The sequence below is a fragment of the Polyangium jinanense genome (assembly GCF_028435365.1).
In genome coordinates, this window is record NZ_JAGTJJ010000004.1 from 330932 (window position 1) to 353659 (window position 22728).

Below are 22728 nucleotides of genomic sequence, written 5' to 3' on the forward strand. Positions count from 1 at the left end.
GCGAACCTGCGCGTGCTCGCCTCGACCGCCTTCGCGCCGTTTTCCGTGGCCATGACGGTCGCGTTCGTCGCGCCTCGCACCTGCTCGACCAGGTGCTTCTCGTCCGCGACCACGCCGAAGCGCCGCCCTGCGTCACCCGCGCCCGCGGCCTCGATCGTCGCGTTGATGGCGAGGTTGTTCGTCTGCTCGGCGAGCTCGCGGATGATGTCCACGATGCCCCCGATCTCCTGCGATCGCTGGTTCAAGCCGAGCATGTGCGTCACGACCAGATCGACCTGCTTGCGCGTCCCCTCGACGGTCTCGCGCTCTCGGCGATCTGACGCGACGTGACAGTGAGCTCGCGGATCGTCACCGACACCTGCTGCGAGGTCGCGACCTGCTCGTTCGTCGAGCTCGCTTGTTGGGTCGCTGCGGTCTCCTTATGATCATCTCGTCGATGTGCCGGCGGATGGTGTCCATCGTGCGCTTGCCGTTGCCGGTCGCGACCACCTTTGCCGCCGCCTCGAGCCCTTCGCGCCTGCGGAGATCGATGACGCTCGCGAGGTAGCTCTTCTGCCGCGCCACCAGCGGACGCAGGTCCACAAGGCGCTGGCGCTGATTATCGAGGGTCAGGCGCGCGACCTCGGCGATGTCGCCGTCGACGACCTGGCTCGCCATTTGGTACGGCTCGAGAAATCGCGGTCAGGACCTCACGGTACACGCTCGGTGTCGAAATGCGCCGTAAAAATGTTTCCGATTGGCAGGTCGGGGTGGGGCGAATCTCGCGTTGTGCGTCGGCGTGTACCGGGACACACCTTTTCGAGATCAGGAGTCGTCGTCTTCGTGGGTGACGCTCTTCAAGGCGAGCACCGGCGTGAGGCGGAAGTTGCAGGCGGAGACCTCCTCGATCGATTCCTCTGCGATGAAATCGACGACAATCGTGGTGCGCCCGCCGCGCGCGACCTCGATGGGCTCGGCGCTCTCCGCGATCTTCAAGGTCGCCTCGGTCACGCCGGAGGTATCGAGCGCGCAGGTCGTCCCGTCCTTCAGGATCACCTGGTTCTTCCCTGCGGCGTCGATTTCCAGGCGAATGCCCCGCACATCGCCTCCCACCTCGACCTCGCCGAGCGGCGCCGTCACGCCATCCCGCAACGACAGCAAATCAAACGTGCCGGCGTTTTCGTTCACCGTCGTCCACTTCCCTTCCCGCTCGCGGCCCGCGCGGGCGTCGTGTGCACCCCCGCCGTGGCAGGAATGGCCACTCTGCACATCGACTTTTCCGAACGATACCTCAATTTTTTCGATCGAGTTCAGGGTCACCGGAGCATCCGTGAGTTCGATCGCGACCGTGCTCCCGCCACCACAGGCCGCGAGCGCGACCGACGTCACCGCGAGGAGCCCCAAGGAACGAAACGAAACCATACGCGCCTCCTTTTGCAAACGAGCCTACGCAGGATTCATGACGGTCGTGTAAAGTTTCATGAAGAATCCGTGTTCGTCTCTTGCCGGCGGAACGCAACCGTTGCACGCATCACGCAAAGGTTGCACAAAGGGGCTCGACAAGCGGGACGTGGGCCCTGTATATGACTTGGCAAACGTCTTGCCAGGCGCCGCCACCATGACCACGCCCTTTCTCGTCTCGACGCTGATGAAATCCCCCGTGCTGTCGGTGACTCCCGACACGCTCGTGGATGAGGCTTACCTCTTGCTCGCGTCGCGACGCATCTCGTCGGCGCCCGTCGTCGATGGAACGGGCAAAGCGCTGGGCGTCGTCTCGCTAACGGATCTCCTGCGCATCGGCCGCCTGCAACCGGCCTCGCTCGCGGGCATCCAGCCGATCGACCTGCCCACCGAACCCGTCTCGGATCACATGCACAAGGGCGTCATCACGGTCTCGCCGAACGCGCCCGTGACGGCGGCGGCGCGTGTCATGGCCGACGAGCGCGTGCATCGCGTGTACGTCGAGCAGGAGGGCAAACTCGTCGGCGTCTTCAGCATCGAAGAGGTGCTCTCCTCCGTGCGCGCGCTCCGCCTCGAAGGGTCGATTGGCGAGGTGATGACGAAGCCCGTGATCTCGCTCCCCGTCACGGCCACGATTGCCGAGGCGACCTCGCGGCTCGATCGCGCGCACGTGACGGGCCTCGTGATCGTCGACGAATATCGTCACCCGGTCGGCGTCTTCACGCAGGTCGAGGCCCTCGCGGCGCGCAGCTTCGATCCCTCGACGAAGGTCGAGGACGTGATGAACTACGGCATCCTCACGCAGCACGTGAAGACGCCGCTCTACCGCGCGGCGGCGCACGCCTTCGAATCGCGCGCGCGCCGCGTGCTCGTGCTCGAGAACGGCGAGCTCGTCGGCGTGATCACGGGCCTCGATTTTGCCCGTGTCCTCGCCGCGACCTGATCAATACGGCTTCTGCCCGATGTAATTGCCGGGCGGATCGTAGTTGCAGACCCAGAACTCCCAATCTCCCCCGCCGAGCGGCGAGCCCTTGCTGCATTTCGCCATGCCGCAGCCGAGCTTCGTCGTCTTCGCCCAGACCACCTGGGTGTAATGGCCGCACACGGCCGAACACTCGTTCGACGAGTAAATGTAATCGGCCTTCTCGGCCACCCAGTTCGAGACGACCTGCTCCGCGGTCGAGCTGTTGGAGCTGGCGTAGAGATTCTCGCCGTAGTCGTTCGAGCTGTGCTCCCAGACGCAGTTCTCCGCGTACGCCTGCGCGACGGCGGCGAGCTCCGGCGACCAGACGAGAGGCGGCAGCGGCTCCGGGGCCGGCGGATCGACGGACGCGCGCGCCGCGTTGTGGGCCTCGGTGATCCCTTGCATCGAGGCCGGCTCGCCGCCATTCGTGTTGCCGCTACTGTCGCCGGATCCTTCGTCGTCGGAGCAGCCCGCGGCCGCCACGAGGAAAGAAACGAGGACGAGCCCATAGAAAGGTGAAAAGCGCTTCATGGGCCGATCGTTGCATGACGCGCCGCCGGGGCGCAAGCCACCTCGGGGCACGCGCGCCGGATCGGCGCGGGGGTCCTGGAAAGCGCTGCACGACGCAGGTCCTGCATCACCTCTCCGTTCCAGAGCGAAACGAGCGGCGAAGACGCGAGGGATCCGATCGCGGGCGCCTCGTACGCCACGGGATGCACGGTGCCGTCCGGGTCGATGCACGCCTGCTCCCATTCCATGCGACACGTCAGGAAGCGTGCGCGATTGGCGAAATCGTCGGCCGCGCGGAAAACACGCAACGCGGGGTCGTCGCCGGCGGCGCAGGGGCAATCGCCGCGGGGATCGAGGTGGTCCACGAGCACGACCCCCGCGGGCGCGAGGATCGAGCCGAGCGCACGGACGGCCCGCGAGATCCGCTCGCCCCGCGGATCGATCCATTCGACCTGCGCTCGCGGCGTGCACGGAAACACCTCCTCGACCTTCAACCAATCGACCCCGAGCGAAGCGGCGAGCCTTCCGAGCGCGGGCAATTCGTCCACGTTCGAAGCAGTCACGACCGCCGAGATCCCGATCCGCACGTCGACCCCGCGCGCAGCGCGACGCCGCAGCATTCCCTCGATGTTCTTCACGATCGTCGCGAACCGCCCGCCGATCCGGAGCCCGTCGCTCGTCGCCGCGGTCGCGCCGTCGAGCGAAATCGAGAGGCTCGTCAGGCCGAGATCACAGAGCGCGTCGAACCGCCCCTCGTCGAGCAACATTCCATTCGACAGCAAATGCACGTCCGTGCGGCCCGGACGACCTGCGCGCGCCCTCTGGATCGTCGCGAGCACCTCCGGAAACATGGGCGCCACGATCGCCTCGCCGCCGTGCACGAAGCCCACGTAATCGGCCGCGGCGAACGGCTCCCGCAGCGCGTCGAGAAGCCACGGCTGCATCGTCCGTGCGCTCCCGCTCCGCGTCTTCTCCGGCGCGTCCGTGATGCAATGGGCACAACGCAGGTTGCACCGCTCGGTCACGGTGACGTAAAGCCGTACCGGGAGCGGCGCGACCACGCGCCCCGCGCGAAACGCATCCCCGGACGCTTCCGGCCCCGCATTCCCCTCGATCGAAATGCCCGCCGCTCCCTCCCCACGCCCCGCGCCCTTCGGCGCCTCAGGCCGCGCAATCAAAAACCATTGCCCCGCCCCACCCGCGCGCCCGACGAGCCGCCCCGATTCCAATCGAAACACGTACGCCACGCGCCGCGCCGACGCCGGCAGCCGCGCCTCGAACACGACGTGCTCGTCCTCCTCCGCCGCAACCCGCATCGCCTCTTCGCGCGCCCCTGCGCCCTCGTCCCACCGCACGACGAGGCCCTCTCCGTGCCCACGACGCAGCGCCGAGCGAATGCAAAGCCGCCCGTCCTCCTCCACAGCCACGAACGGGCTCACCGGCGCGTGCAGGATCGGCTCCTCCGCGCCGCCCACGACGAGCACGTTGTTCCGCAGCCCGCCCCGCGACCGCGTCCGCGGATTCTCCGGATCGAGCTCCCAGCGCGCGCCCTCGACGTGCAGCTTGTACTCGTACACCCCGATCGCGGCCTCGATCGTCACCTCGAACGACCCGTCGCCGCGCCGCGCCATGGGCGTCGGGCGAAACGCCGACCATTCCCCGCAGAGCGAAACGAACGCCGCGGGCCGCTCGGGCCGGTAGAAGAACGTCACGGAAACGGAAACCACTTGGCCACCATACGCGAATCTGCGCCGCGCGGCAGGCCCCTCCGACCTCGCGGGACTTCTTCACCTGGAACGTCTCCGCGCCCCGGAAGCCTGGACAACGGCCCTCTCTTGTCTCTTCCCTGCCCGCCGGCTCCGCTGTACCCTTCGCCGAAGGCCATGGTCCAAAGACGTCCGCATCCTGGGCGATCCCGAGCGCGGTGGCTCGGGTTTTTCGCCCCAATCGCCGTCCTCGGCGCTTCGCTCACCGCATGCGTCGGCGTCATCGGCGACGCGGACGAGGATACGACCGAACAAGAGTCGCTCGTCCTCGCCGCGCCCGCGCTCCCCCGCCTCACGGCCGCGCAGTACCGCAATACGCTCGTCGAGCTGTTTGGCGCGAGCATGCCCCAGGCGCCGCTCGAGGACGACACGAAGCCGTTCCTCTTCTACAACATCGGCGCATCGAGCACGACGCTCTCCGAGTTCGGCGTCCAGCAGTACGAGGAGTCCGCCGACGCCATCACGCGTCATGCGTTCGCCGACCCGGCCCGGCGCGCGGCGTTCGTCGGCTGCGAGCCCGCCGCGCCCGGCGATGCCTGCGTCGAGGGCTTCCTGCGTCGTTTCGGCCGACGCGTCTTCCGGCGCCCGCTCACGAACGAGGAGGTCGCTCGCTGGGTCTCCGTCTCGCAGACGCTCGCGGATCCGAGCGCGTGGGAGGGCCTGCGCCTCGCGGTCTCAGGCCTGCTCCAGTCCCCGCATTTCGTTTATCGTGTCGAGGTCGGCGCCCCCGACGATGCTTCCCCCGGACGGCGCAAGCTCACGGGCTACGAAATGGCCACGCGCCTCTCGTTCCTCCTCTGGAACCAGGGCCCCGACGACGCGCTCCTCGACGCCGCCGAAAAGGGCGAGCTCGACAAACCCGAGGGCATCGCCGCGGCGGCCGAGCGCCTGCTCGACGATCCCCGCGCGCGCTCGGCCATGCAGGCGTTTTTCCGGCAATACCTCGACCTCGGCCGCCTCGACGGCATCCAGCGCGACCCGGCTGCGTATCCGTACTTCACGCCCACCATCAAGGACGCCATGCGCCGCGAGGTCGAAATGCTCGTCGAGGACGTCGTCTTCGAAAGCCGCGGCGACGCGCGCAGCATCTTCAGCACCCGCAAGACCTTCGTGAACGCGGACCTCGCGGCGCTGTACGGCATCGAGGCCCCCGGCGCGAGCGTGGACACGTTCGTCCCGGTGGAGCTGCCCGCGGATAGCCCGCGCGCGGGCATCCTCACGCTCGGCGCATTCCTCACCATGAATGCCCACGAAACCCGCACCTCGCCCACGGCGCGTGGCAAATACGTCCGCGAGCGTGTTTTTTGCCTCGAAGTCCCGGCGCCGCCTCCGGGCGTCGACACGACCCTCGATCCGCCGATGGGCGAACCCAAAACGGTCCGCGAGCAAATGGAGGCGCACCGCACGAACCCCGCCTGCGCCGCGTGCCACACCTTCATGGACCCGCCCGGCTTCCTCTTCGAGCATTTCGACTCGTCGGGGTATTACCGCACCGTCTTCGAGGGCGACTTGCCGATCGATTCCTCCGGCGACCTCGACGGCAAACCCCTCGCGAACGCGCGCGAGCTCGCGACGGTCCTCGAAACCGAGCCCCGCGTCGGCCGTTGCATGGTCCAGCAGCTTTATCGCCACGCGCAGGGCCGCATCGAGACGAAGGGCGAGCGCCTCGCGCTCGAAGACCTCGCCTCGCGCTTCGCCGGCGCATCCTTCGATTTCCGCACCCTTTTGATCGAGCTCGTCGCCCACGACGCGTTCCGTTACATCGGCGAAGAGGAGAGCCCGTGAAGACCACGCCCCTTTCCCGACGAACCTTTCTCCGGGGCGCCGTGGGCGGCACGGCCGTCGCACTCGCCTTGCCCACCCTCGAAGCGATGCTCGGCGCGCGCGGCGCTGAAGCCGCGTCCACGGGGCCGATCTTCGGCATCTTCTTCTGGGGCGGCGGTTTGCCCTGGCACGACGGCCACGGCGCGCCCCAGGCCGGCCATCCCGACATCTGGACGCCCTCCGCGACCGGCAAGGATTACGCGCCGAGCGAGCTCCTCGCGCCCCTCGCGCCATACCAGCCGAGCGTCGTCACGGGATTGACCCCGCACACGGCGGTGCCGGATACCCCGCCGGGCCAGAGCGACGGCCATATGCGTGGCTTCATGGTCTCGATGACCGGCGATCGCGTACGCCCCGAGGGATTCGATCACCCCTCGCACACGCTCACCGCGCTCCGCCCCACGCTCGACCAGTACGTCGCGAAACACCCGGCCTTTTACGGCCCGGAAAGCCCGCGCTTCCGCTCCCTCATCCTCGGCGCGAGCACCGCGCGCTTCCACGATTACGGCCACTGGAACGCGATCTCGTACAATGGCCCCGACGACCTGAACCCGCCGATCCTCGATCCCGGCCAGCTCTACGATCTCCTGTTCGGCGTGGCGGCGGATACGGCCGGCTTGAAGCGCCGGGCGCTCCTGCTCGACGCGGTCATGGAGGACGCGAAGCGCCTCTCGAACCGCGTCGGCGCGGCTGACAAGCAACGCATCGAGGCGCACCTCGAACACCTGAATGCCGTCAAGAACCGCCTCGACTTCTCGGGCGAGGCTTGCGCGCCCCCGGGCAAACCCGCGCCGAACGAAGACCTCATTGCGAAGACCGAAATCATGGGCTCGCTCCTCGCCTCGGCGCTCGCCTGCAACATGACGCGCGTCTTCTCGTTCATGCTGAGCTCCCCCGCGACGACCCACGTCTTCTCGAACCTCGGCGTGCCCAACGATTTTCACGCCACGGTCCACGAGGGCACCTGGGAGCACGCGCGCGCGGGCATCCAGTATCAAATGCAGGCCTTCGCGGCGTTCCTCGGCCGGCTCCAGGCCGTCGTCGAGCCGACGGGCGGCACACTGCTCGATCGCGCGCTCGTCTTTGGCCTCTCCGAATACGGCGAAGGCTATCAGCACAGCGTCGCCGAGATGCCCTGCGTCCTCGCGGGCGGCGCCAATGGTAAGATTCGCCGCAACGTCCACGTCCGCGATCCCGGCGGCAATTACAGCAAGGCCCACGTCACCATGCTGCGCGGCGTCGGCCTGGAGACGCCGAGCTTCGGCTGGAACGGCGGCGAAACCTCCGAAGCCTTCGGCGACATCCTCGTGTGAGGCGCGTGCCATTGCGTTCCCATCACCCCTTGTCTCTCCAAACCCTCGGCGCCGCGGCGTCGCTCCTCGCGTGCTCGCTCCTCGTCCCGCGGTTGGCGGTCGCCGCCCAGCCCACGGGATACCTCGACAACGCGGGATGCGATTCCATCGCGGGCTGGGCCCAGGATCCCGACGTCCCGAACCAGCCCATCGACGTCCACGTCTATTACGGCGTCCCCGCGGGCACGCCTGGCGCGCCTGCCATTGCCGTCCGCGCGAACGTCCACCGCGACGATCTCTGCGCTGCGATCGGCTCGTGCGAGCACGGCTTCTTCGCCCCCTCCCCGCTCGCGCTGCACGACGGCAATGCTCGCGACGTCTACGCCTATGGCATCGACACCGGCGGCGAGGGCAATCCGGTGCTCGGCAACAGCCCCCGCACGCTCCAGTGCCCGCCCGCCGCGCAATCCGGCGTGCGCCGCAAGGTCGTCGGCGCCCCCACGTACGACGCCTGGCGATTCTCTTCGTTCTGGGACCTCTTGCCCCTGCCCGCCGCGGACGCCGACCTCCTTCCGGAGGGCCCGGATATCCCTGACAAACCCGAGCTCATCCAGGCCGACGACGGCACTGGACAAACCTGGCTCGTCGACGGCGGCGTGCGCCGGCTCGTCTCGCCGGGCGTCGCGGCGACCTGGCGCTTCGACCTCGGCAAGGCTTCCGTGCGCCCCGCGGCCGAGGTGGTTGCCCTCGTCGAGGGAACGCCGCTGCGCCCGCGGCCCGTGCTTTTTCTTCGTGGCGCGCTTTATCTCGTGGACGACCCGCAACCCGTCGTCCCCGGCGGCGCGAGCTCCTCGTCGTCGGGCGCCGGCGGCGCGGGCGGCGGCTGGGGCGAGGGCGGCGAAGGCGGCGCGGGCGGCGAATCGACACCGGACAAACCTTCCAGCGGCGCATGCACGATGGGCGCGCCCGGCGGCGCCGATGCCTCCGGGTTTTTCCTGCCCGTCCTCGGCGCCCTCGCATTCGCCGCGCGGCGCAGACGGCGAACGTAACGCCTACTCTCCGGCCATCGGCGGCAACGGCCGCGGACCCGGCGGATCGAGCGACGGCTCCTCGCTCGGCTCCCCCACGAAACGAGGCGCGCCGCGATCGTCGATCGCAACCCGCAAGAATCGATGTCCGGTGATCCCCTTCCGGGTCACGTCGAGCTCCACGAGCGTCCCCGTACGGCTCCCCGGCCGCGTCATCCCCGAAAACACGAAATTCCCGATCCCGTGCGCGATGAGCCGCCCGCGATATCGCTCCGCCGGCTGCACCACGTGCGCGTGCGCTGCGATGACCGCGTCCGCGCCGGCGTCGATGAGCGCGCGGCTCGCCTCGCGCTGATACTTCGAGGGCGTGAGCGCGTATTCGATCCCCCAGTGCACGAATACAATCACCACGTCGGCGCGCTCCCGCGCCCGCTCCACGTCCTGCCGCGACCGGGGCGCACCTCGATCCACGTGACCGATCAGCGCGATTCGCACCCCGGCGACCTCACGCACCACGAATGCTTCGCGCGCGGGGCTCGCCTGCGTCGTCCCGAAATGGCCCAAACCCGCGGAATCGAGGCGCTCGAGCATCTCGAAATACCCCGCCTCCGACATGTCGAGCGTGTGGTTGTTCGCCACCGACACCATATCGAAGCCCGCATCCAGAAGCAGACGCGGCGCCGAAAGCGGCGCCACCAGCGGCTCGGGGATCGCGGCCTCCCCCTGCGACGTGACCACGCATTCGAGGTTCCCCACGAGAAGATCGTACGACCGCAGCCGCTCGGCCACGTGCGCGAAAGGAAACCCCGACTCCTCACCTTTCTTGATCACCGCCGCGACCCCACCCGCCATCGACACGTCGCCCACGAAAGCGACGGTCGCGCGCGGCATGTCCGCTGCGGGCGGCGTTTCGAGGGAAACGGGCGGCGGCGCGGGCCGCGGCATCGCGCTCGCGAGGGGAACGGGACGACCCGGCGCCCCCGACGCGCCGCTCGAAAACCACGCCGCCGCGAGCACGAGCCCGAGGAGCGTCAGAGCCGAGGCGCGGCGCGCTTGCATTCAGGGGAAAGCCTACACCATCCCCCCGGTCGCGCGAAACATTCTGGAGCGCTCACACCGCGAGGACGTCCCGCAGATCGAGCCCCGGGATCACCTCCGCGTGCTCGTGCACGAGCCGCCGAACGCCCTCGGCCAGCACCTCCTCGATCTTGCTGCGCACGAGCCCCGGGACGATCGAGGCCTCGGACGCCGGATCCTTGGCCGCGAGCGCGATCCCCGCGTCGAGCGCCACCTCGTACCCGGCGAAACGCACGACCCCCGCGACCACGCGCACCAGCGATTCGAGCCCCGCGACTTCCTCGAGCGTCCCGCGCAACCTGAGCCGCGACAGCGTCACGGCCCCGCCGCGATCGATACGAATGCACCCGAGCTCCACGAGGGGGCTCCCGCCTTGAACGACCGAGAGCGCCTCGCTCGTGATCGTGATCGATTGCAGGTTCGCGGCGCGGACGCGCTCCGCGTTCGAGCTCCCGGCGGCGATCCGCGCGAGGTTTCCGCTCCCCTTGATTTCCACGTGGATCGCCCCGCCGGCCGCGACCGAGAGCCCCGTCCCGTTCTGTTCGTGCACGAACGGCTCGCGCAGCGCGAGCGTCGCCTCGGCCGCGGGATCGCCGAGATCCGCGACCGATACGTCCGACGCGCCGCTCGAAGGCGTTTTGCGGAAATTGTCGGCGATCGCTTCGAGCGTCGCGAGCGCGGCCTCGTCCCGCATCGGATCGTAACCTGGACTCGCCATCTTCGTGCCGGAGAGGCCCGCGGCGATGATCTCCACGATCTGCTTTTTGGCCTCGCCCGTGAAATCCAGGAGCCCCTCGCCGGGGCCATCGATCGGCGAGACCCACGCCTCGATGCGCGCGTCCGTAAACCGCACGTCCGCGCCCCCGAACAGCATGTTCTTCGCGGGCCACAATGCGTCGACCACGACCGGCGGATCACAGCGCAAGGTCAGCCGATCCTGCGCGATCTTGAGCCGCACGCGGCTCGCGAGCTCGGTCCGGAGCTCGCGGATCCACGTCCGGCTGAGGTTCTTGCCGCGGGGCAGCGTGAAGGACAAACCAATGTCACGCAGCTCCACCACCGGGGGAAGCTGCCCGAGCAGTGCACTCGTCGGGTCCGACATGTCGCCCCTCCCCATGCCCACGTACGATGTCGCGAGACCGATGAACTTTTTACCGCGACCGGGCACCGATGGCAAGCACCGTCTCGGGCAACAATTCTTCACGTTCCGGGAGTTGACTTTGTGACCGCCGGTCACTAACACGGACAGCCATGAATCTTCGCAACTTCTTATTGAGGACCGCCATCTCGTCCCTCACCCTCGCCGTGCCGGCCCTCGTGGGCTGTGGCGGCTCGGAGCCCGCGGAGCCCGCGGAGCCCGGGCAGGAAGAGCTGCTCGCGCCCCCGGAAGCGGGCAAGGGCGTCCAGTTCAAGATGGTGACGAAGCTCGACCCCGGCACCGAGGGCGAGCATTGCATGTTCGTGAAGGCGCCCGCCGAGGGGCTCTACGTGAACCGTGACGAGGTGCGTTTCACGAAGGGCAGCCACCACTTCCTGCTCTACCAGACGACCTACGAAGACATTCCGACCAAGAAAGACGACGGCACGGTCGTCGACACGAGCGGCGTGTTCGACTGCTCCGACGGCGCCACGAATGGCTGGGCCGTGGAGAAGCTCATCGGGGGCTCGCAGAACGGCGAGGGCGAGGCCTTCTTGAAGTTCCCCGAGGGGGTGGCCATGAAGGTGCGCCCCGGCGCGGTGCTCCTCATGAACGCGCATTACATCAACGCCACGATGAACGTCATCGAGCCCGAGGTCCGGATCAACCTCTACTCGGTCCCCGAGGCGGAGGTGACGACGGAGGGCGACGTCCTCTTCCTCTACAACCCCTTCATCCACGTCGCTCCCATGGGCGAGGGTCGCGCGCGCATGCGCTGTCCGGTGCACAAGGACATCACGATCGTGAACATCCAGTCCCACATGCACGCGCGTGGCGTCGACTATTCCGCGTCGCTCGTGGGGCAGGCGGAGCCCTTCTACACGAACACCGAGTGGGAAAAGGTCCCGGTCAAGGATTTCGGCGCGGGGCTCGAGGTCAAGGCCGGCTCGTGGTTCGATTATCATTGCGACTACTCGAACGGCGAGATGCGCGACGTCTACCAGGGGCCGCGCTCGACCGACGAGATGTGCATGCTCATCGGCTCGTATTACCCGGCCGAAGCGGCGACCGCGAACTGCCTCGCCGAGCCCTCCGTCCCCGGCCAGCCGAACTACCTCGGCGCCGAGTGGGTGGGCAATGGCAAGGCGACGTGCGCCGAGTCGTTCTCGTGCGTGCAGCAGGCCATCGGCTCGGGCACGGGCGGCATCGAGGCCTGGATGCCGTGCGTGACGAACTCCGACGAAGCGGTCGCGAAAGAGCTCTCGGACGCCTTGCGTTGCTTCATCAGGCTCGGCCCGGGCCAGAATCCGGCGGAGGTCTGCAAGACCGAGTTCGAAACCTGCCTCGCGAAGTGACCCTCCCCTGCCGGATCACGCTCCCCCGGGCGTGATCCGGCTCCCTTCCCCTCAATCGAGCGACAAGAGCCCGCGCCGCACCGCGAGCAGAATCGCGCCCACGTGCACGCCGTGGATGATCTGCCCCCGCTCGATCGCGGGCACGATCTCCTTCGGCTCCATCAGCGCCACGTGAATGTTCTCCGAGGGATCCATCCGTTGCTCGGAGACCTGTCGCGCGCCCGCGGCGAAAAAGAAATGGGCGCGGTTCGTGTGCCGGCTCGGCTCCGTGTTCGTCGAAAGGAGCGGCAGCCACGTCTCGGCGACGAACCCCGTCTCCTCCTCGAGCTCGCGCCGCGCAGCCTGCTCGGCCGTCTCGCCTGCGTCGATCACGCCTGCGGGTAGCTCCCGGCTCACGCGCGCGGCGCCGTGCCGGTACTGATCGACGAACACCACCTGCCCTTCCTCCGTCACCGCGAGCACCGAGGCCCAGTCGGGCGACTCGATCACGTGAAACTCGTCGATCTCGCCGCCGTGCGGCAGGGCGATGCGTTGCTCGTGCACGGTGAGCCATCGACGCGCGACGATCGGACGGCTCTGCATCACGGACCAGGGCTTCATGCGCCCTTCCCTAGCCTCCCTCCGCGGCCCCTGCAAGCTCGCCCTCGCCCACGGCGGCTTCACCCGAGGACGAGCACGCTACATGCACGATTGCATTGCGAGTACGACGCCGCCCGTTCACGCAATGCCTCCGCTCTCCCCACGGGTTTGTCAAGACAGGCACCACGCACCGCCAAGCATCGCGGTGCACCGGACAACGATCTTGCTTCATTCTACGTGTTTTCACGGATCTACGCGATTGCGACGAACCATGGGGTACCCAATGGAATCTCGTTGGCGTCAGCACGCTGACCGATGGAATCGTGCGCTTGGATTGACGCACGAGCGCGCGTCCTGCTTCCTTGCGTCTTCCACATTCAATGCCCCGATGGCTCGACCCCGGGTGCGGGGGCCATGGAGGAATTACGATGAGCGCTGGTACGAAGAAGCTCGGCCTCGTGGGCCGATCCGTGGTTGCTTTCGTCCTCGTCTCCGGCGCGCTCGGCGCCGGGTGCGCGGGAGCGCCGGGCGGCGACGAAGCCGTGGCCGATACGTATGAGAGCTTCGAGGCTTTCGAGGCCGTTACGTATCGTGAGCCCGACACGGGCATCTACATCGTCGATGGCGACACGCCGGTCGACGACATCAAGAAGCTGGAGGAGTTTTACGAGACGTACGTCCAGAAGGGCGCGCTCATCGTCCACCGCGCGGGCGGCCAGGACGCGAAGTGGAACGACACCCAGAAGCTCGACCTCACCTACTGCGTGAGCACGACCTTCGGCAATCGGTACGACGCCGCGGTCCAGGCCATCAAGGACGCGACGACCGCCTGGGAGGCCGTGGCAAACGTGAAATACAAGCACGTGGCCGCCCAGGATGGGAGCTGCAACGCGCAGAACAGTAACGTCCTCTTCGACGTGCGTCCCACGAATTCGAACGGCCAGTACCTCGCGCGCGCGTTCTTCCCCGGCGACAGCCGCAGCAGCCGCAACGTCCTCATCGACAGCGGCGCGTTCGGCAACAACGGGCCGACGACGCTCACCGGGATCCTGCGGCACGAGCTCGGCCACACCCTCGGCTTCCGCCACGAGCACACCCGCCCCGAGGCCGGCACGTGCTTCGAGGACAACGAGTGGCGTGCGCTCACCCCCTACGACGCCAAGTCCGTCATGCATTACCCGCAATGCAATGGAAAGGGCGACCAGACGCTGTCGCTCACCGACATGGACAAGCAGGGCGTGGTTGCCCTGTATGGCGCGCCCGGCGGCGCGCCGGCCCCGGAGCCCGGCGATCCCAGCGACCCCGGCAATCCCCCGGCTCCGGGCGGCGGCACGCCGTCCACGAAGAGCTTCAACGGCACCGTGAACAAGGCGCAGGTCGTGCAGCTCGCCCCGGTCTCCGTGGTCGAAGGGACGACGTTCGACGTCACGATGACCGGCAAGGGCGACCCCGATCTTTACGTGCATTTCGGCGCGCAGCCCGCGCCCGGCCAATGGACTTGCCGCCCGTACAAGACCGGCCCGAACGAGTCCTGCAGCCTGACCGTTCCGCCCGGCGAAACCGAGGCGTTCATCGCGGTGCGTGGATACAACTGGGGCCAGTATCAGATCTCCGTGACCTACACGGCTCCCTGATCGACGAGCCTTTGCGGCTCCGCGCGGCGCCCCTCCCGCCGCGCGGAGCTGCCGCTTTTCCTGGCGCCTCTTCCGCGCCGGTCTCGCCTCGCGGAATTATGGACGAAGCGGTTGAACGGAAACCAACGTTTCCGTACCATCCCGCCCGCACGTCCCATCTCTCCCCGTTCGAGGCGAATTCATGAAACGCTCGGGATCATTCTGGACCCTTGCCGGGGTCCTTTTCCTCGTCACGTTCTCCGCCGGCTGCGGCGACGACAGCCCGCCGACCCCGCCCACCGTGGACGCCGGCACCGACGCAGGCGGCGAATGCCCGCCCGCGCAGCACCCCGATGGACTCGGCGGCTGCACCTCCGATCCATGCACGCCGAACCCGTGCACCGATCCTCTTCGCACGCAGTGCAAAGACGAGGGCGGCGTGGCCACGTGCCAGTGTGACCCGGGCCATCACGACGAAAGTGGCGCGTGTGTCCCGGATACGACCTGCACGCCCACCACCTGCGGCGGACACGGATCCTGCGACACGACGAGCGGCACGCCGGTCTGCACCTGCGATCCCGGCTTCGCGGGAGATCATTGCGAGGACTGCGACACGCAAGGCGGATACATCCCCGACGGCCAGGGCGGCTGCACGGATACCCCTTGCGAGCCAAACCCCTGCTCCTCGGACAAACCCGCGTGTTCCGTGGAAGGCGGCATGATCGTGTGCGGCTGCGGCGCCGGGACCCACGAGGAAAATGGGTTCTGCGTGCCCGACGCGACGTGCATGCCCACGACCTGCGGCGGACACGGCACCTGCATCGACACGGGGAGCGGCAACCTGAGCTGCACCTGTGATCCGGGCTGGGCTCCGCCGAACTGCGGGACGTGCGACGACGCGATGGGGTACCACCCCGACGGCGCGGGCGGCTGCACGCAGGATCCTTGCTTGCCGAACCCCTGCAAAGACCCGCACCAGACCGTCTGCAGCGCGCCGAACGGAATGCCGGTGTGCGGCTGCGACCCCGGATATCACGACGAGGGCGGCACCTGCGTCGTCGACGAGGTCTGTGCGCCCGCGAGCTGCAGCGGGCACGGCACCTGCTCGGATGCGGACGGCATCGTCGTTTGCACGTGTGATGCGGGCTATGTCGGCGACGCGTGCGCGGACTGCGACACGAATGCCGGATATCACCCCGACGGCATGGGCGGCTGCACGCAAGACCCCTGCTTGCCGAACCCGTGCGTCGAGCCTCACGAGACCGTGTGCACGCCGAACGGCTCGCTCGCGGTATGCTCCTGCGATCCCGGCTATCACGACGACGGCCAGGGCGGCTGCACCGACGATCCTTGCAAGCCGAACCCGTGCCTCGCGCTGAACCAGGCGTGCAAGAACAACGGCGGCGTCGCCGAATGCTACACGCCCCCCTGCGACGACGGAAACCCCTGCACCACCGACACCGTCGTCAATGGCGCGTGCACCCACACGACGCTGCCGAACGGCGCGGCTTGCTCCACCACGCTCTGCTTGACGGGACAAACCTGCCAGGCCGGCACCTGCACGGGCGGCACGACCGTGACGTGCAACGACGCGAACCCCTGCACCGTGGACACCTGCAACGCGCTCACGGGCTGTGCGAACACGGTCGACAACACGATCATCCCCGACGACGGCATTGTCTGCACCACCGACGTCTGCCAGAACGGCGCGCCCAAGCACACGGCGACGAACGCCCTCTGCAACGACAACCTCTATTGCACGGGCACCGAGAGCTGCGCGCCCTCGAACCCGAGCGCGGACGCGAACGGCTGCATCCATACGAACGTCCCCGTCGCGCCGCCCGCGCCCGGCCCCTGCGCCTCCTACGGCGCGTGCAATGAGGCCACGCAGAGCTTCCCGCTGATCCCGAAACCTGCGGGGAGCTCCTGCAACGACGGCATCGCCTGCACACAAGGTGACACCTGCGACGCCGCCGGCCTCTGCAAGGGCGCGACGACCGCGAGCTGCGCGGGGAACCTCGATTGCGCGACGACCACGCCGATGCCCGGCGGCATCGACGTCCCGGTCGGCACCGTCTCCGGCACGATCACGCTCGCGGGCCAGCCGCTCCCCGCGACGAGCTACTACGCCGGCGCCACGTTCTATCTCAAGGCCCGGGATACGGGCGCGCAGCATTCCGTGGCGTATTTCAACTACAGCGGCAGCGGCTACATGCTCAATGGTCCCACCTGGACCGCCAGCTTCCTGCCCGGCGTCTACGACCTCTGGTACCGGAAGAACTGGGACAGCCAGTACGATACGGTCTCGGCGACCAGCGACGGCGATCCCAACCCGAACGGCATGCGAATCCTCCAGACGAACCTCGTCCTCGGCGCAGGCGCGAACACGCTGAACATCGACGTCCCGAGGTCCACGGTCTCGGGCAACATCACGCTCGGCGGACAGCCGCTCCCGTCGACGAGTTATTACGCCGGCGCCACGTTCTACCTCAAAGCGAAGGACACCGGCGCGCTCCATTCCGTCGCCTACTTCAACTACAGCGGCAGCGGCTACATGCTGAACGGCCCTACCTGGACCGCGAGCCTGCTGCCCGGCGATTACGAGCTCTGGTACCGCAAGAACTGGGACAGCCAGTACGACACGGTCACCGCCACCTCCATCGGCGATCCCAATCCGAACGGCATGCGGATCCTGAACAAGAACGTCACCATGGCCCCCGGGGCAAACACGCTGAACATCGATGTCCCGACGGCCACGGTCTCGGGCAACATCACGCTCGGCGGACAGCCGCTCCCCGCGACGAGCTATTACGCCGGCGCCACGTTCTACCTCAAAGCGAAGGACACCGGCGCGCTCCATTCCGTCGCCTACTTCAACTACAGCGGCAGCGGCTACATGCTGAACGGCCCTACCTGGACCGCGAGCCTCCTGCCCGGTGAATACGAGCTCTGGTACCGGAAAAACTACGACAGCCAGTACAACACCGTCACCGCCACCAGCGTCGGTGATCCCAACCCGAACGGCATGCGCATCCTGAGCAAGAGCGTGACGATTGCTCCCGGCGCGAACACGCTGAACATCGATGTCCCGACGGCCACGGTCTCGGGTAACATCACGCTCGGCGGACAGCCGCTCCCCGCGACGAGCTACTACGCCGGCGCCACGTTCTACCTCAAAGCGAAGGACACCGGCGCCCTGCATTCCGTCGCCTACTTCAACTACAGCGGCAGCGGCTACATGCTCAATGGCCCCACCTGGACCGCGAGCCTCCTGCCCGGTGACTACGAGCTCTGGTACCGGAAAAACTACGACAGCCAGTACAACACCGTCACCGCTACCAGCATCGGTGATCCCAATCCGAACGGCATGCGTCGTTTGAACTCCAATGTCACGATCACGCCCGGGGCGAACACGCTGAACATCAACGTCCCGACGGCCACGGTCTCGGGCACGATCACCCTCGAGGGACAACCGCTCCCCGCGACGAGTTACTACGCCGGCGCAACGTTCTATCTCAAATCGAAAGACACGGGCGCCCTGCATTCCGTCGCGTACTTCAACTACAGCGGCAGCGGCTACGTGCTCAATGGTCCCACCTGGACCGCGAGCCTCCTGCCTGGCGATTACGAGCTCTGGTACCGGAAAAACTACGACAGCCAGTACAACACCGTCACCGCCACCAGCGTCGGTGATCCCAACCCGAACGGCATGCGGATCCTCGATCTCGACGTCACGATCACGCCCGGAAGCAACACGCTCGACATCGACGTGCCCATGACCACCGTCTCGGCCCCGATCACGCTCGCCGGCCAGCCGATCCCGCCGACGAGTTATTACGCCGGCGCCACGTTCTACTTCCGCGCCATCGATACGGGCGCCCTGCATTCCGTGGCGTACTTCAACTACAGCGGCAGCGGCTACATGCTCAATGGTCCCACCTGGACCGCGAGCCTCCTGCCCGGCGTCTACGATCTCCTTTATCGAAAGAACTGGGACATCACCTACGACACGGTCACCGCGACGAGCGTCGGTGATCCCAACCCGAACGGCTTCCGCAGGCTCGGCGCCTGCATCGCCGTGCCCTGAACCTCTCGCCGACGCCCGCCCGCTCCCGCGGTTGACCGCGCCTCGGGGCTAGGATATCCCCGCGCGATGCGAACGCGCTCGGGCCTCGTCCTCGCCCCCTTCTTCTTCCTCCTCGTCGCCTGTGGCGGCGGGGCCGCCCAAGATCCGAAGACGTCCGCCGACGCGAACAGCGGCGAAGACAAGGCCCGGCCGGCCGAGTGCGAGGCCGTCGGCAAGCACCTCGTCGCCCTCAAAGATCGGCCGAAAGGCCAGGGCCCTGCCGATGAAATGCGCTCGCTCACGGGCGCCTTCCTCCGCCTCGCCGACGATCTCAAAAAACAGCCCATCGAGACGCCCGACTTCAAGGAGGCCGTCGCCGAGCTCGCCGACGAGGCCGAGAGCTTTGGCAACCAGCTCAAGTCGATGGGCCCGATCGTCGACGAGATGGAGCAGATCAAGGGGCAGCTCAGCGCCTGGGAAAAGAAGGTCACGTCCACGGCGAACGCGTTCGACGCGACGTGTAACAACGGGCCACAAGCCGAGTGCGAGGCCCTCGGCGTCGAGCTCCAGAAGGTCCCCAACATCGAGGGCGAGAAGTTCGCCGAGCACGCCGCCGCGATCGAGAAGTTCATCGCGGCGATGGAGAAGCTCCAGGTCAAGGACGCGAAGGTGAAGTCGAGCCTCACGTCCATGCTCGGCGCGCTCAAGTCGGGCGTTCCGCTCATGCGTCGGTTCGCGGTGCTGCTCGCCGAGTCGAAGAAGGTCGACCCCGCGGGCGAGGAGTTCAAGGCGAAGGTGAACCGCGTCGCGGAGATGTGCGGCGTGAAGCCGGAGGAGTGAGCCTCCCAGAGCTCGCCATCGCCTCTCGATGTCCGCGCCTGCCCAAGCCCTCGGCGCGCCCGCGAAACCCTCCGGGCTCCGCGCCTTTTTCGCCCTCGATCTCCTCGACAACCGTTATCCCGCGCTCCACGGCCTGCGGGTCCTCGCGATCGTCAGCGTCGTCCAGTACCACGTCACGTGGATCTTCTGGGGCGAGCAGGGCATCCCGCTCGATCGCGGCTTCGTCGACCGATCCCTCTCGATCTTCTTCGGGATGGATCTCTTTTTCCTCCTGAGCGGCTTCCTCATCGGCTCGATCCTGCTCCGCTCCCTGCAGAAGAGCGGCACCCAGGACCTGCGCCGCTTCTACCTGCGCCGCGTCCTCCGCACGTTCCCCTCGTACTACGTGGTGCTCACGATCCTCGCGCTCGCGCTCCCGCTCACGGCGACGCAACGCGCGCACCTGCCCTACGAGTACACATACCTCACGAACTTCGTCTCCCTGCACCGGCCCGACATCATCATGTTCTGGGGCTGGTCGCTCTCTCTCGAGGAGCAGTTTTACCTGACGGTCCCGCTCCTCTTTTTCGTGCTCCACCGCCTTCGCAGCGAGCGAGCGCGCTTCGCCCTGCTCGGCGCGCTCTTCTTCGCGGCGCTCGTCGTGCGGCTCGTCATCTACTTCCGCTACCGCCCGTGGAACGATTTCATCCTCTACGGCGCGCTCTACTTCCGCACGCACACGCGCTTCGACACGCTCATCGCGGGGATCCTCCTCGCCTTCGTGCACCAGCGCCACGGCGAGGCTGTCGGCCGCTTTCTTTCGCGGCCGTTCCACCGCGCGCTCCTCGCGATCCCGGCGCTCACGTGCCTCTGGCTCCTCTTGAACCCTGCGATGTTCGGCGAGGAGCACGTCCAGCTCGTGCACGTCTTCTGCTGGGGCACCGTGACGAGCCTCATGTACCTCTGCGCCTTGCCACTCCTGCTCCACGGCGACGGCTTCATCCATCGCGGCCTCTCGGCGCCCTTCTTCCGCCGCGCCGCGACGCTCGGGTACGGCGTCTACCTCGTGCACATCCCGATCATCGACCACGTCGTCCTGCCCGCCGCGAAGTTCCTCCACGGAAAGCGCGTCTCGCTCCTCCTCGTCTGGCCCGCGTCCCTCGCGGCCACGATGCTCATCTCGTTCGTGATCGGCTACGCGATGCACGTGCTCATCGAAAAGCCGTCGCTCTGGCTGCGCGAGCGATTCGCGGCCTAGAACATCGATCGGTTTGACAACCGCTCGATGTTCTAGGCTTCTTTCGTCCCGAGGGGGACGCCTCGCGTCCCCCTCTCGTCCGGGCAAAGCCCGGACGATTCACCCCCCGAGGCGAGCTCGCTTCGCGATCTCGCAGAGCGCCGAACTGTTCGGCGCTCTAGGGATCGAAGGGTTTTCCGAACCCGCGCGGCGGCAGCTCCGCGAAGGAAAAACCCCCCCGGCCCTCGGTGATCCACGTGAGCGAGGACGAATCGAGATCACGATCGAGCTCGAAGCGCGCCGATCGCGGGCCACGCGGGCCGACGTCGAGCACCGTCACGCGGACGCCCGGCACCGTGAAGACCTCGCCCGGCGCGATCAGGGCATCGTAGCTGCGGAAGAGCGCGCCTGGGCCCATCGGAAAGAGGCTGTGCTCCGGGGGCACGCGGACGTCGAGCGTGCGCGCGTCGCGCCGGAGCACGAGCGCGTGACCCGTCTGCGCGAGGATCCGCCAGCGCGCGGGCAAACGGCCGCGATCGTCGAGCGCGAACGGCAAGAAAAACGCGCTCGCCATGCAGCGGATCACGACCACCTCGGCGTTCTCCGGCGCCTCGATCTGCCCGCGCAGCTCGGCCGAGTGCTTCGTGAAATCGTCGGCGGATCTCTGCTGCCTCCGCGCCATGAGCCACGCGGTCCCGGGGCCGTGCACGAGGTGCGCGAAGCCGAGCGCCACCGCGGCGAGCGCCGTGAGCTGCACGGCCACGTTCCTCGGACGGCGCGCGTCCTCGTCGCTCGCCGCGGAGAACCACGCGTATTCGAGGAGCATGCCGACCGCGGGCGTGATGCCGAGCAAGCTCGCGCCGAGCACACGCGGCGAGGGCACCACGGGCAGCACCGGCACGAGCGCGAGCACGGATCCGAGGAGGAGCCACGCGATCTTCGGGCGGCGCGCCTCGTCCTGCGCCGCGTACGCGCGCCGCAGCGGCACGTAGAGCAGCGCCGCGGTGCCGACCGCGAGGAGCACGGGCAGGACGATCGAGGTGTTGTTCGGCAGCAGCGTCTCGTCGTCGAGCGCGAGCCATCCATCCGCGAGGAGCGTGAAGAACCTGCGCGGCACGGCGCGCAAAAACGAGCCCGTCTCGCGGAACGGATCCGTGTAGAAGCCCGAGCCGAACGAGCCATATCCGCCCCGGTGCCGCGCGTAGAGGTACGCGGCCGTGGGCAAAACGAACGTCGAGACGAACCCGATGCGCCGGAGCAGGCTCTCGCGTTTGCCCACGATCTCCAGGGCGAGCACGTAGCCGCCGAAGCACACGGCGTACTCGCCGGAAAGCAGCGAAAGCGTGAAGAGCACCGTCGCGAGCGCCGCGTCTCCGAGCCTTCGTTCCTCGCGGAAACGCGCATGCGCGGCGAGGCCTGCGATACCGAACGTGAGCGAGAGCAGCGCCTCGCGGTTGGCGAGCCAGGCGAGGGGAATCGCGTGGGCGGGCGCGAGCGCGAACGCGACCGTCGCGATCGCCGCGGCCCGCGCCGAGAGCGCGCGCCGGAAGAGAGAGCGCGCGCCGAGCACCATCGCCGCCCACCAGGCGAACGAGTGCAGGTGCATGAGGAGCGGCACGCCGCGGAACGCTTGGTGCTCAAAATAACGGAGCGCGCTCGCGAGTGGCCGGAAGAAGCGGATCTGGAGATCGGGGTGTGCCCACCAGGGGAGCATGCCGCGCTCGACGAGGGCCCCGCGATCGGTGTCGTTGATGAAGTCGTAGAGGTCGAACGGACCCCGCTTTCCGGGGAACGTGCCCTCGATCATCGAGGCCTGGAGGTAATCGTCGAGCAGGAAGGGCGTTCGGATCGCCGGCAGGTAGACGATGACGCCGAGCAGCAAAATGAGCGCGAGGCCGATCCAGGGGCGGCGACCTTCTGATAGCGCTGCAATTGTCGCGCGGAGTTGCGGCGCGCGGGAGGAGCGAGGGGCCGCGTCGTTCGTCATTGTCGACAAGGAGGTGGTTGTGGAGAGCGCGGC

General features: G+C 67.8%; 17 protein-coding genes and 1 pseudogene. 9 read left to right on the top strand and 9 right to left on the bottom strand.

Going from position 1 to position 22728, the window contains the following annotated elements:
* Positions 1-59: 59 nt before the first annotated feature.
* The 3 genes and pseudogenes from KEG57_RS56065 to KEG57_RS12735 all read right to left on the bottom strand — a co-directional run.
* Positions 60-254: pseudogene (locus KEG57_RS56065) on the bottom strand (methyl-accepting chemotaxis protein); the annotation flags it as partial.
* A 94-nt stretch (positions 255-348) separates the two neighbouring features.
* A complete protein-coding gene (locus KEG57_RS12730) occupies positions 349-657 on the bottom strand; it encodes a CHASE3 domain-containing protein (RefSeq protein ID WP_443689957.1) in 309 nt (102 codons plus the stop codon).
* Between the two features lie 147 nt (positions 658-804).
* The gene (locus KEG57_RS12735; protein ID WP_272419841.1) at positions 805-1401 is read right to left on the bottom strand and encodes a DUF4382 domain-containing protein; all 597 of its coding nucleotides are present in this window, start codon (positions 1399-1401) and stop codon (positions 805-807) included.
* A 196-nt stretch (positions 1402-1597) separates the two neighbouring features.
* On the opposite strand from KEG57_RS12735, the gene KEG57_RS12740 reads away from it, so the two are divergent.
* Positions 1598-2383 (top strand): CBS domain-containing protein, encoded by a 786-nt coding sequence (locus KEG57_RS12740; RefSeq protein WP_272419840.1) that lies wholly within the window; start codon positions 1598-1600, stop codon positions 2381-2383.
* Here KEG57_RS12740 and KEG57_RS12745 read toward each other — a convergent pair whose 3' ends face one another.
* Both KEG57_RS12745 and KEG57_RS12750 read right to left on the bottom strand, forming a co-directional pair.
* Positions 2384-2935, bottom strand: coding sequence for a CAP domain-containing protein (locus tag KEG57_RS12745; protein WP_272419839.1), 552 nt, complete (start codon positions 2933-2935; stop codon positions 2384-2386).
* Positions 2932-4641, bottom strand: a complete 1710-nt coding sequence (locus KEG57_RS12750; protein ID WP_272419838.1) for a radical SAM protein — start codon at positions 4639-4641, stop codon at positions 2932-2934. The genes KEG57_RS12745 and KEG57_RS12750 overlap by 4 nt, the downstream gene beginning before the upstream one ends.
* A gap of 156 nt (positions 4642-4797) precedes the next feature.
* Here KEG57_RS12750 and KEG57_RS12755 point away from each other — a divergent pair, with 156 nt between their 5' ends.
* From KEG57_RS12755 to KEG57_RS12765, 3 genes are read left to right on the top strand one after another with little or no spacing between them, the layout of a single operon-like run.
* Positions 4798-6465, top strand: a complete 1668-nt coding sequence (locus KEG57_RS12755) for a DUF1592 domain-containing protein (RefSeq protein ID WP_272419837.1) — start codon at positions 4798-4800, stop codon at positions 6463-6465.
* Positions 6462-7817 carry a DUF1552 domain-containing protein gene (locus KEG57_RS12760; protein ID WP_272419836.1) on the top strand — a complete coding sequence of 452 codons (1356 nt, stop codon included), beginning with the start codon at positions 6462-6464 and terminating at the stop codon, positions 7815-7817. Before KEG57_RS12755 ends, KEG57_RS12760 begins: the two co-directional genes overlap by 4 nt.
* 29 nt (positions 7818-7846) lie before the next feature.
* Positions 7847-8845: a hypothetical protein gene (locus KEG57_RS12765; protein ID WP_272419835.1), complete on the top strand. Its 999-nt coding sequence runs from the start codon at positions 7847-7849 to the stop codon at positions 8843-8845.
* A gap of 3 nt (positions 8846-8848) precedes the next feature.
* On the opposite strand, the gene KEG57_RS12770 is transcribed toward KEG57_RS12765, so the two are convergent.
* Both KEG57_RS12770 and KEG57_RS12775 read right to left on the bottom strand, forming a co-directional pair.
* Positions 8849-9883, bottom strand: a complete 1035-nt coding sequence (locus tag KEG57_RS12770) for a CapA family protein (RefSeq protein WP_272419834.1) — start codon at positions 9881-9883, stop codon at positions 8849-8851.
* A 52-nt stretch (positions 9884-9935) separates the two neighbouring features.
* On the bottom strand, positions 9936-11003 hold the full coding sequence (locus tag KEG57_RS12775) for a hypothetical protein (protein WP_272419833.1): 1068 nt from the start codon (positions 11001-11003) through the stop codon (positions 9936-9938).
* 149 nt (positions 11004-11152) lie between these two features.
* On the opposite strand from KEG57_RS12775, the gene KEG57_RS12780 reads away from it, so the two are divergent.
* Entirely contained in the window at positions 11153-12394 is a 1242-nt protein-coding gene (locus KEG57_RS12780) for a hypothetical protein (RefSeq protein ID WP_272419832.1), read from the top strand.
* A 51-nt stretch (positions 12395-12445) separates the two neighbouring features.
* Here the strand turns inward: KEG57_RS12780 and KEG57_RS12785 are convergent, their stop codons facing one another.
* On the bottom strand, positions 12446-12994 hold the full coding sequence (locus tag KEG57_RS12785) for an NUDIX hydrolase (protein ID WP_272419831.1): 549 nt from the start codon (positions 12992-12994) through the stop codon (positions 12446-12448).
* A 407-nt stretch (positions 12995-13401) separates the two neighbouring features.
* Between KEG57_RS12785 and KEG57_RS12790 the strand changes: the two genes are divergently transcribed.
* The 4 genes from KEG57_RS12790 to KEG57_RS12805 all read left to right on the top strand — a co-directional run bounded on the left by KEG57_RS12790 (position 13402) and on the right by KEG57_RS12805 (position 20729).
* A complete protein-coding gene (locus KEG57_RS12790) occupies positions 13402-14607 on the top strand; it encodes a matrixin family metalloprotease (RefSeq protein ID WP_272419830.1) in 1206 nt (401 codons plus the stop codon).
* A 181-nt stretch (positions 14608-14788) separates the two neighbouring features.
* The gene (locus KEG57_RS12795; protein ID WP_272419829.1) at positions 14789-18673 is read left to right on the top strand and encodes a hypothetical protein; all 3885 of its coding nucleotides are present in this window, start codon (positions 14789-14791) and stop codon (positions 18671-18673) included.
* Positions 18674-18739: 66 nt separating this feature from the next.
* Positions 18740-19492 (top strand): hypothetical protein, encoded by a 753-nt coding sequence (locus KEG57_RS12800; protein ID WP_272419828.1) that lies wholly within the window; start codon positions 18740-18742, stop codon positions 19490-19492.
* A gap of 28 nt (positions 19493-19520) precedes the next feature.
* Positions 19521-20729, top strand: a complete 1209-nt coding sequence (locus KEG57_RS12805; protein ID WP_272419827.1) for an acyltransferase family protein — start codon at positions 19521-19523, stop codon at positions 20727-20729.
* A gap of 157 nt (positions 20730-20886) precedes the next feature.
* Here KEG57_RS12805 and KEG57_RS12810 read toward each other — a convergent pair whose 3' ends face one another.
* Complete coding sequence (locus tag KEG57_RS12810) at positions 20887-22695, bottom strand: hypothetical protein (protein WP_272419826.1); 1809 nt, start codon at positions 22693-22695, stop codon at positions 20887-20889.
* Between the last annotated feature and the right edge of the window lie 33 nt (positions 22696-22728).